We start from the raw sequence: 13,251 nt of genomic DNA on the forward strand, positions 1-13,251 counted from the left end.
AGACGCCGGCGTCATTTATGACAAAGGCTTTAACCCATGCGGGGACAACCTCCCTGCATCTGCGGTGATGGTTTTCTCCGCATTCATTAAGGAGAAAACCATGAGCAGTATAATGCTGTTACTTATCACCCGCACATCGCGCGCCCTCAGCTGCCTTGCAGAGGCAATGCGTCAGCAGCAGGCTGAATGGTTCACCAACCGCAGCGGACACAGCAGTTTCCGCGCCGAGGTCGTTCAGTCTGAAGGAGGGTTTACCGCCATCATTTCACGCAGAACGGGCTACAGTTCGCGTGACTGGCAGTATCAGCAACTTGGCAGCGCAGGTAAGTTTGCCTCCGCACGTAAGGCTTTACGGGCGGGCCGGCAGATGGCGCAGCAAATGGCCGGATTGCGTTACCGTTTCGACTGAATCTGTTTTTACTGATTAACACTTCCCGGAGGGGCCTTCCCTCCCGGGGAGGTTTCCTCCTTCTTTTATACGGAGGAAATATGATCCGTTTTACTTCTGCTGAACTTCGTCCGCTTTTCACACAGAACCTGGGTATGCAGCGCCCGCTGATACTTGAAAAGAACCTGGGGATTTATCTTCGTGTACCTGATGACAATCATCCCGGAGAGTGGCTGAAAGCCTGGGCTGCAGGGTGTAATCCGTCGGAGGATGCAGACTGGTCAGAACTTGCTGACTCACTGATACCCGAACGGGAATTCTCCTTTCAGACCTTTATTGCGCAGAGCATGTTTGATGCTGTGCTGAATGACCAACATGATCTGCTCATCAAACCCGTTATTAGTAACCTGAACAATGCGCTGACGCTTCATGTGGAAACGCATCCACCGCTGAAGGTGTATGTACCGGTGAGCGAATATCGTGACCGGACCCGCTGGCTTTACGATCAGTCGCTGCGCCATTTTCATGCCTGTGTAGGTAATGCTGAACGTCTCAGCTGGCGTTCGCAGGCATTACATGTTCTCGACCAGGTCATTCGCCTTGATTCAAAGCGGGCGAAACCCGCCGATCGGGAGATGTTTGACAGTGCGGTCGCGAGCGTACGTGACCGTATTCGTTTGGTTATGGCCGACGGCTCCTTACGTTTTTACTGATTTTTCCACTCACCGGTGGCGCATCGTCCGCCACCGGCCGGGATGCGCCCCGTTTTCAAAGGATGCATCCCATGAAAAAGACAACAGCCCGATCCAAAGCGTCAGCAGTACAGACTACTGACCTGTATCAGCAGGTCACCGATAAAATCATTGTGGCGCTGGAAAATGGCGTGCCGCCCTGGCGGCGCCCGTGGCGTTCGGCTCAGAACGTGCACGGCAGCTGCCTGCCGGTCAATGCCGTAACCGGCCGTGCCTACAGCGGGGTTAACGTTCCCCTGCTCTGGATGGCCGCAGAAGAACACGGTTATACGTCCGATCGCTGGCTGACTTTCCTGCAGGCTAAAACTGCGGGAGGTCACGTCAGGAAGAATGAAACCAGCGCGCTGGCCATTATCTACAAACTGTTTGAGAAACAGGCCAGGGACAGCAGTGATAATCTGCTGTTCCGGGACGGAGAGCCGGTTATGGAGCAACTGACCATGCTGAAGCAACTGCAGCTGTTCAACGTTGAACAGTGTGAGGGCCTGCCTGAATTCGTTAGCGGTGAAGGTGTGGTTTCTGTTCCGGCAGAATCCCCGTCTGAACTCAGCGCGGTACAGCTGAATCAGGTACAGCAGATATTCAGCTCCACGGGAGTCGGGTGCGATCACCGCCGGCAGGACCGCGCTTATTACCGGCCGGGCGCTGACCGCATAGTCATGCCGACGGTATCGCAGTTCCGGACGGAGGCGGACTACTGGTCCACCCTGCTGCATGAACTGGTGCATGCCACCGGGCACGGCAGTCGCCTGAACCGGGAAGGCATTACCTCATCGTCACGGCAGTTTGGTGACCCGGTTTATGCGTTCGAAGAGCTGATAGCGGAAACCGGCAGCGCCTTTCTCTGTGCGGAGCTCGGTATTACCGGCGACGTGCAGCACGAAAGCTATCTTGCCGGCTGGCTGAGAGCACTTCGGGAAGACAAACGGGCAATTTTCCGTGCCTGCCGGTTCGCCCGTGAAGCCTCGGAATATTTACTTGCGCCCCTGAACCGTAATACGGAACAGGCGGCATAATCTGACCCGGCGGCTGCGGCCGCCATCATCCCCCTGAGGGCATCTTCCTCAGGAAGATGCCCTCTTTTCGTTTCAACCGACAAGAGGAGTTTCACAATGTTTTCATGGTGCCAGAACCGCCTGGAAATCACCGGTAAGTCAGTCTGCCTTGATGTTATGCAGCCCTGGATTGCCGGCACGGAAAAACCGCTATACCGCCATGCCGTCCGGCAGGCGATAAAACTGTTTCTCGCTGGCTGTGCCGGCATACTCAAGCCTATCAGGGCCATGGACTATGCGCCGTATCCGATGCTGACCGCTTCAGGTACGGGAGCGCAGACTTCACCTAACCAGGCATTCCAGCACTTTATCGAGCTGCTGGAGCAGGATGCGTGGCTGGACACGAAGACACTCTCCCGCATGGAGAAAATCACGCTGCAGTCCGGCATCGATGCGCTGAAATGGGAAGCCATTCCGTTTTCAGCCCGGCAGATAATGGCGCAGCTGATGGCCGTGCATTATGCCGACTGGTTTGGTGTAGCCGGTGCCGGTGGCCAGTTCGATCCGCAGGAGCGCTGGGAATGGCTCAGCAGTATGCCGGAGACAACCTGCCCCTGTGACATGCTGATGGTGATGCCGTCACGTCTTGCTACCGAACTCAACGGCGATACGGGTCTGTTCAGGGGGCTCAATACATCGTTAGAACTTTACATGCAGCTTTTTGGCATGGAGTTCCCGGCAGGCCATCAGGCCAGCTGGAGCCGTGATGATGTGGGTTCGCTCACGCTGCACTTTGCGTCTCCCTGGTATCCGCCGTCAGGTGAGATCATGGGAGAAATGTCACAGTTGTTTGACTGCGAGATCAGGCACTACTGGATTTCACCGGATGCCGGCACGTCAGGTTACAACTGCTTTGACCGGGGCGATCATGTTGACAGCGGTCCGTACCCGGCTGAGGAGCTACGCCAGTCTGCATCGGGTGATGGTGCCCGTATGTACCTGGTTACGCCTGAACCTGCTTTAGTGCCCGCTGTAACCACAGCGCACTACGGCAGTATCCGCGCATAGCGACAATCCAGAACCGGTAATCCGGCTCTGTCGTCCGGCCACAGCGAAACCTGTGGCCGTTTTTTCACCCCGAAGGGAACACCGTTTCCCTTCAGGAAGCGTGTTCCCTTTTCTGAGGAAGCACGCATGAAACAAGTCATTAATCACGAAAAAGCCTTTCTTAAACTCTTTAATCAGACCGCCCGTTATCACCGCCGGCATCAGGTGTTTGAGGATTTCATCAGCTGTAGCGTCATCGCACTGGAAAATCGCCTGCAGTTCTGTGAAAAGCGTGAACAGAAGTACCTGCGCATCGTGTCCCGTTATGAAAAACCTGACGTCAAAAATTTGGCGCAACTGTTTGCCCATGTGGTGAACGGGCTTGAAGAGGAGCTAGGTGATTTTCTGGGGCGGGTTTTTATGCAGCTCGAGATGGGTGATAAATACCGGGGACAGTTTTTTACCCCGTGGAGCATTGCCCGTATGATGGCTCAGCTTCAGCTTGGGAATATTGAAGAACAGCTGAAGGTTAAACCTTTCATTACCCTCTGGGAACCAGCCTGCGGTGCCGGTTGTATGGTGCTGGCGTACGCCAGCGTGATGATGGAGGCCGGTTATCCACCACACCGTCATCTGTGGTTTTCAGCAACGGACATCGATCCGCTGGCCGCAGGTATGGCTTACATTCAGCTCTCACTGTGCGGCGTAGCCGGAGAGGTCGTGATTGGAAATGCCCTGAGCGATGAGCGGCGAAGGGTTTTACGAACGCCGGTTCATTACTGGGAGCGCTGGCCGGAAAGGTTGCGGAATGTCACTAAAGGGCAAAAACAACTTTTTCACGTAGCTTAAAACTCAGCAGGCAGACCTGAATACAGGTCTGCTTTCTTTTGGAAATTTTATGCCCGCTTCTCCCTGAGAAGCCGATTGCGAACACCTTTATGCTCCTTTGTTTTTCGGTGCATATAAAGCATGACAGCTTCATCAGAAGTTAGCTTGCCAATGCTGTATCCGAAATAACAATCTTTCGCTACGTGTTCAGATTCGGCTAGCTGCTTTAATTTTTCAATCGGCGTCGTCATTTCTGCTCCTCCTTCTGATAAATCGGGTCAGTACCGCGCGGGAACTTCTGCGCTTCTTGCCGATAGAATTGCAGACGCTCCCGGAATATTCACGCATTTCTTCTGGCTGCTGCCGCTCCACTTCTGCAGGTATTACCGGCAGGTTCATGCGTTCTTTGTAGGCCGCGCCTGACGCAGCTAAATCCACGTTAACTCTGTCGCGTTCTTCCCGCGACCGGGCTGCAAGGTTATGAGACATGATGACTCCTCCGGATGACAGTATACCGCCTATGCTGAATAGCAGGAGGTAATTATGTGTGGACGGTTTGCGCAGTACAGCAGCAGGGATGAATACTTTGAGGCGCTTGGCGCCAGCCCTGAAGAATTAATCCGGGACCCGGAGCCTATCGGGCGGTACAACGTGGCGCCGGGCACAAAGGTCCTGTTACTCAGTGAACGCGATGGGGATCTGGCGTTCGATCCGGTCTACTGGGGCTATGGTCCCGAGTGGTGGGATAAGGCGCCGCTCATAAATGCCCGCAGTGAAACAGCTGCATCAGGGCGCATGTTTAAGCCGTTGTGGGTGCACGGGCGTGCCGTCGTGCCTGCAAACGGCTGGTTTGAGTGGCAAAAAAGTGGTGCCGGAAAACAACCCTACTTCATTCACCACCGTGACAGGCAGCCGCTGTTTTTTGCGGCCATCGGAAAGGCGCCCTTCAATCGGGAGCACGGGCGGGAAGGCTTCGTTATCGTCACCGCGGCCAGCAATCAGGGCATGGTAGACATACATGACCGCCGTCCACTTGTGCTGACTGCAGACGCGGTTCGGGAATGGCTGAGTCATGATACTTCTCCGGCGCGCGCTGCGGAGATCGCGCGGACCAGCGCTCTGCCTGAATCCGCCTTTTCGTGGCATCCGGGCGTACAGGCATCAGTCCGATGAGCATGCAGCATGATCTTATGCGTCAACGTGATTAAATATATTTAATTTATGACCAGGAATTTTGCCATCAAAATTCCTGTTTATTTAATACAAATATAATCAGATATTTTAAGCGGCTTTTCAGGGGTGATTTTTTTAAGCGAACATAACGAAAATAAATAACGCACCGTGAGAAAACAGAGCTATTATGACCGTGTTATTAAAATAATATGAAATCACAGTAGTTTTTCACCCGGGGGTTATATGGTTCACATTTATTTGCGCACACGTGAAGGCGTGATGAAGGCTTATGCTTTCAGGACGCCTGAACAGGCTTTAAGTATGATTGAGAAAATAAAGGACGATGATTTTCAGTGGTTTAATCTGGACTGGGAGGGCAGGAAATTCACCTGCCCGAAAAAGTTTATTAAAAGAATGACAAGCTGGTCTTATATTAAAATGATGCGGGGATTTCTGTAACCCACCTGCCGTTAACAATCTGGGAATAAATATAATCACGCAGGGATGCGTGTTTTCTTAATATCCGAATCGTTTCGGGCACTGAAAAAAACACTGAGCGGCAGACGTCACTTTCCCGCCGCGAGGTCAGCGCCCGGCCGTCCGGATATGACGGTAACGGCGCAATAAGAAAAAGACGCCCCTCAGCACATACATCGGGGACTTTACGGGTATGTGTGCCTCACCCGCCTGATGCCGGATGTCCGTGTCGCAGGTCTCACAGTGGCTGATAAAATAATAACGATCCTCCGTGGTCAGAGGTGCACAGCAGCGCCGGCAGCGTACGGAACCCATGGCGTTTGTTTCTCCGCTTAACCTGCTGTATCTCTGCAGTCGTTTAAGCAAAGACCGCCGCTGCCGTTAAGGCAACCGGGCGCGCGTGAATAAGATGATTCCTGGCAGCGCGGGTCGCGGTCACGGAAGGGCAGGGCTCAGTGGCAGCGTGCCGGCAGGGCGTCAGCCCAGTGTCGCAGGCTGGCGGCAGAAAAATTCAGGAGGCGTCCTTCCGGCAGTGCGCCGGCCAGCCGGACTCCTCGGCCTGCACGCCCGGACAGCATGTCCAGCATGGCGCCGGGCACCCGGGCGTAGAGAATGTTGCAGTGGCCACGCAGGGCCTCGCCGGCACACGTCCATCCGCCGCCGTCCTGTCCTGCGCTGTTTTGTATGTCATCGCCCGAAAGCCTGCCGTGCGGCGCCTCCAGCGAAATCAGAAGCGCTCCGTCGTCATCGCAGGTCGCGTGCAGAAACACGTTTTTATCCTCCGAAGCCGTGATGCAGGTGCCGGAGCCGGGCGTGCAGGCTGCCGGCTGCGCCCATAAGGGGGACGCCATGAGCACAAACAGCAGCAGCATCTTGTTCATAAACGGCCCGCCTGTCTGTATGAAATTTGTACGCCACCCGCCATCGGGCATGGTGCGCTCCCTGGCCGATGGTGTATGCACCCTGCCCACAGGGTTATCCACCGCACGGGTGCATAAGTTCGCCTGTACGCCGGCGGAGAAAAAAACCGCGCGGGTGCGCGGTCAGGACGTTCCGTAAATACCGGACAATACGCCACCGGTCGTCCGGACCTGAGTCAGGTGCGGAAGGGCGGAGACGCCAGCTCTCTTCGTTTGCTGTGCAGACGCGTTGTGTGTGCAGCGCAGGGAGTATATCCCTTTTATCTGTATGGTACCGGCCCGCCTTCATGAAATAAAACGTCCGGCACGATAAAAAAATGCCCGCAAGCCTTCACGGGCTAATCGTTGATTTATGCCGTGGTGAGACGGCACCGCTTTATTAAGCATTTTCCATGATATTTATCCACGAAAATTGTGTGAAAGCAGAGGATTATCAGATTAAGTTGCATTAAGAAGAATGAAATGCGCTAAGCTGGCGTGGGCCGGCCCCCGCAATCCTGTCGCGCGGCGCATAAAAGGCGCGCTGTTCTGCCATTTAACCCGGTCCGTGACCGTTACACTCTGATGACACCTCAACCGGGCCCCTGACGCCATGCCGCTGAAAAAACTCCGCCTCCGTACACTGCTCCTGTCGCTCTCCGTCGGCGGGGTGATCCTCACCTCCTGCCTGCTGCTCGGGGCGCTGCTGATTTTTCAGAAGGGCAACATCGAGGACAGCCTGCTGGAGAGCAACATCGCCTACGCGAGGAAGCTCGCCGACACCACCGATCGCTATCTCGGCACGGCGCAGCGCGAGCTAGCCTGGAGCGCCACGCAGATTAAGGGCCTCACCGACCCCGCGCTGCTGAGAGGGGAGACCGACCGCCTCCGGCTGCAGTCCGGCTTTTTTAACACGGTGGTGGTGGTAAACCGCGACGCCGTTATCGCCGCCACCTCCCCGGAAAGCCTGAGCCTGGTCGGCGTGAAGCTGCACTCCGATGCGAGCCGGCAGGCCATCGCCACGCAGAAGCCGTTTATCTCGGCCCCCTTTACCTCGGCCTCCGGTAATTACGTCGTGTTCCTGTCACAGCCGCTGTTTGCGCCGGACGGTGGCTATCTGGGCTACATCGGCGGCACCATTTACCTCAGGAAGCAGAGCATGCTGAGCGATATCCTGAGTCAGCATTTCTACGCCCGCGGCTCTACCGTCAGCATCGTCAGCAATGACGGCCTCATCGTGTTCAGCCACGACCCGTCTCTCGTGGGAACCAGAATGACGCTGAGTGCCGCCCTGATGAAGCGACTCGCCACGATGGACAGCGGACGATTCAGCATGGAGGCGGGCGGACAGGCGTTTCTGACGGGGTTCGCCAGCCTGCACAAAACGGACTGGAACATTTTTATCGCGGGCACTTCTGAAACGGTCCGGCATATTCTCGTGCGCACGGCGGAAAACGCGCTGTGGTTCCTGCTGGGGATCATCGTGCTCACGGCCGCCGTCGTTGCCCTGATGGCCGGGCGCATCGCTTACCCGCTTGAAAAGCTGGCCGGCATGGTGCGGGACGACGACAGCGAGGCGTCGCTGGCCTCGGTGCCCGCCTGGTATTATGAGGCCGATCGCCTTAAGGAGGCGGTACAGGATCACCGCCTGGCGGTCGCCGGCCGCATGGCTGCGCTCAGCGATGAGGCCATGACCGATCCGCTCACCGGAATCTGCAACCGCCGCGGCTTTACCCTCATGGCGGACAGGTTCAGCGATGACGCCGCGCAGTGCGTGATTGCCATCGACATTGACCACTTCAAAAAAATCAATGACTGGTACGGCCATGATGCAGGCGATGCGGTGCTGGTCAGCCTCGCCGGTCTGCTGCGGCAGGCGTGCCGGACGGGGGACGTCGTCAGCCGTTTTGGCGGTGAGGAGTTTATTCTTCTGCTGCCGCAGACCTCCGTGGAGGATGCGGCCCGCACAGCGGAGCGCATCCGCGACGTGGTCAGCACCACAACGTTCCCGTACGTCGGCGCCATGACGGTCTCTGCCGGGGTGGCCGCGCTGTCAGACTGTGGCAGCCGCGATGCGCTTCTGCGCCGCGCCGATGAGGCCCTTTATGAGGCCAAAGGCGCCGGACGTAACGTGGTCATCGTCGCCGGACCGGAGGGGTTCAGGCGCTACAGGACGCCAGCCTGAGGGCTGTGAACCCGCGGCGGCGGGTCAGCACTGCCCGCGCAGCTTCCAGCCCAGCCACTCGTCGAGCTCCCCTTCCGGCAGCGGCCGGGAGTAGAAGAAGCCCTGCGCCTGGTCGCAGCCGTACTGGGTGAGTGCGGTCACCGTTTCTGCATCCTCGACCCCCTCGGCGAGCACCGTATAGTCCAGCTCCTTCAGCATGGCGATGATGCTGCGCGCGATGATGCGCGAGGCGGTGTCTGACGAGATTTCGCTGATGAGCGTGCGGTCCAGCTTGATGACGTCCAGCGGCATGCGCCGCAGGTAGCTGATGTTGCTGTAGCCGGTGCCGAAGTCGTCCAGCGAGATGCCAAAGCCCCTGAGCTTCAGCATCTCCAGCCCCTGCATTGCCGCCGGGCTTTCAAGGATGCGCTCGGTCTCCAGGCACTCAATGCCCAGCAGCGAAGTGGGCAGCTTTGCCTTCAGCATCTTTGCCTCCAGCGCGTCGGCAAAGCCCTCGCGGGAAAAATCCCTGCTGCTGATATTGATGGTTACCGGGAGCTGGATGCAGCTGTTGCGCAGGCGGGCAAGGCGCGCGATAGTGCGGTCGGTCACCCAGGTCGTCAGCGCGCTGAGCAGTTCGGTCTGCTCTGCCAGCGGCACGAACAGGGCGGGAGAAAGTTCGCCGCGCTGAGGGTGACGCCAGCGCACCAGCGCCTCCAGGCCCACGGGCCGGCCGCTCTGCAGGCAGATTTTTGGCTGGAAGGCGAGCCACAGGCCTTTGTCTTCCTGCAGCGCGGCCGCCAGGTCATTCATCAGGGTAAAGTCCTGAGTGTGGCGGGCATCGCTGGTCTCGCTGAAGCGCATGGCGGGCACGCCGCGCCCGATGGCCTCGTGCAGGGCGCTGACCGCGCGGCGCAGCACCTCCTGCGCCGTAATACTGCCCGTGATAAAGGCCACCTCGCCGGTGTGGGTGCTGAGCGCAACGGCGATGCCGTCACCCAGGTCGGCGCTGATCCCCTCCAGACGCCCCGCCACCCAGTCCGCGCTGAGCCGGCTGTCCGCCCGCGTCAGCACCGCAAAGCGGCCGGTGGCAACGGTATAAAGCATCTCGCCGGTGGCAGGGCGCAGCCGCAGCGGCAGCAGCGTGGCCACGTCCTTCAGCAGGCTCTCCACCGGGCCCATGCCCATTGAGCGCGCGAGTTCATAGGCGCGCGGCATGTCGATGCAGTCAATCAGCACCAGCCGGCGCGGCGTATTATCCCCCGCTGCCGCCAGATACTGCAGGTCGCGGATGAGGCGCTGCCGGTTAGGCAGTCCGGTGACCGGGTCAGTGAATCCCGCGGAGTGCCAGGCCTCGAGAAACGACATCACCAGCGCGGCCAGCAGCTTCAGGGTGGTAACCTGCCCGGCGCCAAACGGGTGCGGGGCAGTGTCCGTGACGCACAGTGTGCCGAGCACGATGCCTTCGCGGTTCTTCAGCGGTACGCCGGCATAGAAGCGGATGTAGGGTGCGCCCGTGATGAGCGGGTGCGTGACGAAGCGGGCGTCCAGCCAGGTGTCGGGCACCACCACCGGGCTGTCGCTGTCCACCGCGTGACGGCAGAGTGAGTCCTGCCGCGAGGACTGCGTGAGGGCGAAATTGTGGGCGGCCCGCACGTGCTGGTGCTCGTCGTCCAGCACGGAGATAAAGCTGCCGGGGATACCCAGCGCCTGGCTCGCCAGCCGCACAAACTTGCGCAGCACGTCGTCGCGGCTTTCGTCGGGGCTGCGCAGCGCTTTCAGCGCCCGCGCGCGGCGATCGCTGTCGCCGTTAATATTCATCAGCATGGGTTCCTCCGCACCGGCCTGGTTCCGGTGCGAAATTATAAAGAGAAAGTGGACGGTAACGGACCGGTGTAAAAGGCAATAACTGCGAAAGGGAAAAGCGATTAAAACTTTTTTATGGCGCTTATTATAGGCGTTGTCTGGCCTGATGTCATGTTTATTTTCTTTATCAAATTATTTAGCGCAGCGCGATTCTTTTATTTTATCGTCGGGAAGTTCCCTTTTTTAATATTCCTGCCAGACTCCTGTTTAATAAATGCAGCGCGCAACTTAATCACGCGCCCAATAAAATGAACGATAATGCTTCTTATTATTTTAAAATAATAGCAACACCGGGGATACCTTTTGCACTTACTCAGACACTTTACCATCCGCCGCGTCGTGCTGTGGATGATGATTGTTTCATTTAGCATGGTTGCGGTCGCCGGCGCCTGGAGCGCGCTGACGCTGCGCGAAATGTACCGCCACGCCGACCACGCCGGTGCGCTGACCCGGCAGCTGACCTTTCTGGCCCGCGCCGGCCTCGTCATGCAGGGCGGGACCGCAGCCGAGAAGACGGCCCTGCTGGCCGCCGTTCCGCCGGAGGCGGCGTGGGACGGCTACCGCGCGGCGTTGAGTGAGCCGGACCGTTATCCGGCCGCCGGCCGCGAGCGGCTCGGAAGCCTGACGCAGCAGCTCGCGGCCGACGACGCGCCGGTGATGGCCGGGCGCCACCGGCTGGAGGTGATTCTCAGCAGCGCGCTGCTGGCCGCTGCCGCGCTGCTGGCGTTCTGTGACCGCTATCTGGTGGTGCGCCTGGTGCGCCCGGTAGCGAAAATCCGCGCGCACCTGAAGACCATCGCAGGGGGTGACCTCACGCGCGAGCCGGAAGACCTGGGCCGCAACTGCGTCGGGCAGCTGGTGCCGCTGGTCCGTGAGATGCAGCACAGCCTGCTGGACGCGGTGGCGGCCATCCGCGACAACGCGGCGATCCTGCACCGCGAGGCTGGCGAGATTGCGGCCGGCAACGCCGACCTGTCCGACCGGACCGCCACTCAGGCCGCCGCGCTGGAGCAGACCGCGGCGAGCATGGAGGAAATTACCGCCACTGTGGCACACAACGCGGAAAACGCCTGCGAGGCGCGCGAGCTGGCAGAACGCACCGCCGGCACCACGCAGCAGGGCGCGGAGCAGGTGCAGACCGTGGTTGATGCCATGAGCGGCATCGCGGAGGGCTCAGAAAAAATCCGCCAGTTCACCGCTACCATCAACGGCATTGCCTTCCAGACCAACATCCTGGCGCTCAACGCCGCCGTTGAGGCCGCCCGCGCCGGGGAGCAGGGGCGGGGCTTTGCCGTGGTGGCGGCCGAAGTGCGGTCGCTGGCACAGCGCAGCGCGGCCGCCTCAAAAGAGATTGAGGGCCTGATTGCCGACACCGTGGCGCGCGTCAGCGACGGGCGACGGGCTGCCGGCAGCGCCGGTGCCACCATGAGCGAGGTGCTGCACGGCGTCGGTGAGGTCAACGCGCTGATCGGACAGATTGCCCTGGCTTCGGAAGAACAGAGCAAAGGGATTGCGCAGGTCACGCTGGCGGTTGCGGAGCTTGACCGCGTCACGCAGCAGAACGCCACCCTGGTGCAGGAGGTTTCTGCCACCGCGGGCAACCTGAACGGGCAGACGATCGCGCTGGGCGGCGCCATCACCCGCTTTACACTGCCTGCAGAAGAAGGCAACGTGGCTGTTGCCGCGTCCGCTTCACCGGTCAGCCCGCGCCGGGCGACCCCGCCACCTGAAGGCGACTTGGTGGCCTTCAGGCATCATTAACGCGTCGTGCGGGGGGGCGGATTTTTCTCCAGCCACGCCCGCACGCGGTCGGCTTCCGGGCCCGCCTCGCGCACGGCCCGGGTCAGACGCTCCTGGGTCGTGCGCAGTTCCAGCGTCCAGAACGTGATCTGCCACTGCTCCCGGATGTCTATGCGGCTCAGGTCGGCGGGTACCCGCCGCTGAATATAATCGCGGTTTTTCATCAGGTTATCCTTTTCATCAGTACAGGGGGGGGCGGCACAATAAATACGGCCGCCGGCAAGCCCTGCCTATCCTGGCGAATAATAATCAGGAAAACACCGGATTAATCCCTCTGTCAGGATTTCGTAAAAAAAGGAGAGGATTCCTGGGTGTATGGATATTATGCCTGTCGCGCTGAGCGGCTGATTTGGTTTAGCGTTATAGAAATAAATCAGGTAATTGCGGTTGACTATCCCGCGATCGATTAAGGGCGCATTGCATTACGGAATAAATATTAAGATAATGTGATGTATCAGGGGCGTGTTCCGTATTTTTTATCCTGACGGCCCGTTGTGGTCCGCCTGCCCGCGAAAGGAGTGTCTTCTGGGAAATCAGCTTTTATACCGGCCCGTCGCGGTCGGTTCCGACGTCCGCGAGCTCCGGCTTGCGGCCGGCCTGTCGCAGGAGGCCGCCGCCGAGCGGTTTGAGCTCAGCCTGCGCGTCTGGCAGATGAAGGAGGCGGCGAAAAATCCCGCCCCCCTGAGCCAGGGAGAGTACGAGCTCCTGCTGCTGCTCGCCGGGCGTCACCCGCACTATGCCCTTGTGCCGCAAAAGAAAAAGTAGCAGGCTCTGTTCCCTGAGCCCCCTGAAGTTCAGGCGGGCCCGGCCGATAAAAGGATAAGGACATGAGCGGAAAGTACTACTATGCAGTTCGATGCGG

At 58.8% G+C, this 13,251-nt stretch carries 14 protein-coding genes and 1 pseudogene; 10 read left to right on the forward strand and 5 right to left on the reverse strand.

Translation table 11 applies throughout. The features are described 5' to 3' along the window. Positions 1-100: 100 nt before the first annotated feature. The 5 genes from AC6I79_RS16465 (at position 101) to AC6I79_RS16485 (ending at position 4,031) form a co-directional block, all read left to right on the forward strand. On the forward strand, positions 101-409 hold the full coding sequence (locus tag AC6I79_RS16465) for a hypothetical protein (protein ID WP_059009494.1): 309 nt from the start codon (positions 101-103) through the stop codon (positions 407-409). Positions 410-489: 80 nt separating this feature from the next. After that, positions 490-1,101 (forward strand): hypothetical protein, encoded by a 612-nt coding sequence (locus AC6I79_RS16470; protein ID WP_059009492.1) that lies wholly within the window; start codon positions 490-492, stop codon positions 1,099-1,101. A gap of 71 nt (positions 1,102-1,172) precedes the next feature. Then, on the forward strand, positions 1,173-2,156 hold the full coding sequence (locus tag AC6I79_RS16475; protein WP_498027430.1) for an ArdC family protein: 984 nt from the start codon (positions 1,173-1,175) through the stop codon (positions 2,154-2,156). 96 nt (positions 2,157-2,252) lie between these two features. Continuing rightward, a complete protein-coding gene (locus AC6I79_RS16480) occupies positions 2,253-3,203 on the forward strand; it encodes a DUF1281 domain-containing protein (RefSeq protein WP_088515975.1) in 951 nt (316 codons plus the stop codon). 126 nt (positions 3,204-3,329) lie between these two features. Next, a complete protein-coding gene (locus tag AC6I79_RS16485) occupies positions 3,330-4,031 on the forward strand; it encodes an N-6 DNA methylase (RefSeq protein WP_059009485.1) in 702 nt (233 codons plus the stop codon). A gap of 47 nt (positions 4,032-4,078) precedes the next feature. Here the strand turns inward: AC6I79_RS16485 and AC6I79_RS16490 are convergent, their stop codons facing one another. Both AC6I79_RS16490 and AC6I79_RS16495 read right to left on the reverse strand, forming a co-directional pair. Continuing rightward, positions 4,079-4,261 (reverse strand): hypothetical protein, encoded by a 183-nt coding sequence (locus AC6I79_RS16490; protein ID WP_059009483.1) that lies wholly within the window; start codon positions 4,259-4,261, stop codon positions 4,079-4,081. Then, a pseudogene (locus tag AC6I79_RS16495) lies at positions 4,258-4,499 on the reverse strand (DNA polymerase III subunit theta). The gene AC6I79_RS16490 and the pseudogene AC6I79_RS16495 overlap by 4 nt, the downstream one beginning before the upstream one ends. A gap of 54 nt (positions 4,500-4,553) precedes the next feature. Here AC6I79_RS16495 and AC6I79_RS16500 point away from each other — a divergent pair. Beyond that, complete coding sequence (locus AC6I79_RS16500) at positions 4,554-5,183, forward strand: SOS response-associated peptidase family protein (protein ID WP_088515977.1); 630 nt, start codon at positions 4,554-4,556, stop codon at positions 5,181-5,183. A gap of 243 nt (positions 5,184-5,426) precedes the next feature. Beyond that, a complete protein-coding gene (locus AC6I79_RS16505) occupies positions 5,427-5,642 on the forward strand; it encodes a hypothetical protein (RefSeq protein ID WP_498027431.1) in 216 nt (71 codons plus the stop codon). A gap of 470 nt (positions 5,643-6,112) precedes the next feature. On the opposite strand, the gene AC6I79_RS16510 is transcribed toward AC6I79_RS16505, so the two are convergent. Beyond that, complete coding sequence (locus tag AC6I79_RS16510; RefSeq protein WP_059009477.1) at positions 6,113-6,541, reverse strand: hypothetical protein; 429 nt, start codon at positions 6,539-6,541, stop codon at positions 6,113-6,115. Positions 6,542-7,172: 631 nt separating this feature from the next. Between AC6I79_RS16510 and AC6I79_RS16515 the strand changes: the two genes are divergently transcribed. Beyond that, positions 7,173-8,744: a sensor domain-containing diguanylate cyclase gene (locus AC6I79_RS16515; RefSeq protein WP_498027432.1), complete on the forward strand. Its 1,572-nt coding sequence runs from the start codon at positions 7,173-7,175 to the stop codon at positions 8,742-8,744. A 24-nt stretch (positions 8,745-8,768) separates the two neighbouring features. Here the strand turns inward: AC6I79_RS16515 and AC6I79_RS16520 are convergent, their stop codons facing one another. Beyond that, entirely contained in the window at positions 8,769-10,550 is a 1,782-nt protein-coding gene (locus AC6I79_RS16520) for a putative bifunctional diguanylate cyclase/phosphodiesterase (RefSeq protein WP_481657890.1), read from the reverse strand. Positions 10,551-10,892: 342 nt separating this feature from the next. On the opposite strand from AC6I79_RS16520, the gene AC6I79_RS16525 reads away from it, so the two are divergent. After that, positions 10,893-12,350, forward strand: coding sequence for a methyl-accepting chemotaxis protein (locus AC6I79_RS16525; RefSeq protein WP_498027433.1), 1,458 nt, complete (start codon positions 10,893-10,895; stop codon positions 12,348-12,350). Here the strand turns inward: AC6I79_RS16525 and AC6I79_RS16530 are convergent. After that, a complete protein-coding gene (locus AC6I79_RS16530; RefSeq protein WP_045814937.1) occupies positions 12,347-12,553 on the reverse strand; it encodes a DUF3606 domain-containing protein in 207 nt (68 codons plus the stop codon). The genes AC6I79_RS16525 and AC6I79_RS16530 overlap by 4 nt on opposite strands. 361 nt (positions 12,554-12,914) lie before the next feature. On the opposite strand from AC6I79_RS16530, the gene AC6I79_RS16535 reads away from it, so the two are divergent. Then, positions 12,915-13,154 carry a hypothetical protein gene (locus AC6I79_RS16535; RefSeq protein ID WP_039328794.1) on the forward strand — a complete coding sequence of 80 codons (240 nt, stop codon included), beginning with the start codon at positions 12,915-12,917 and terminating at the stop codon, positions 13,152-13,154. Positions 13,155-13,251: the final 97 nt, after the last annotated feature.

The sequence above is a fragment of the gamma proteobacterium symbiont of Scutellera amethystina genome (assembly GCF_059730845.1).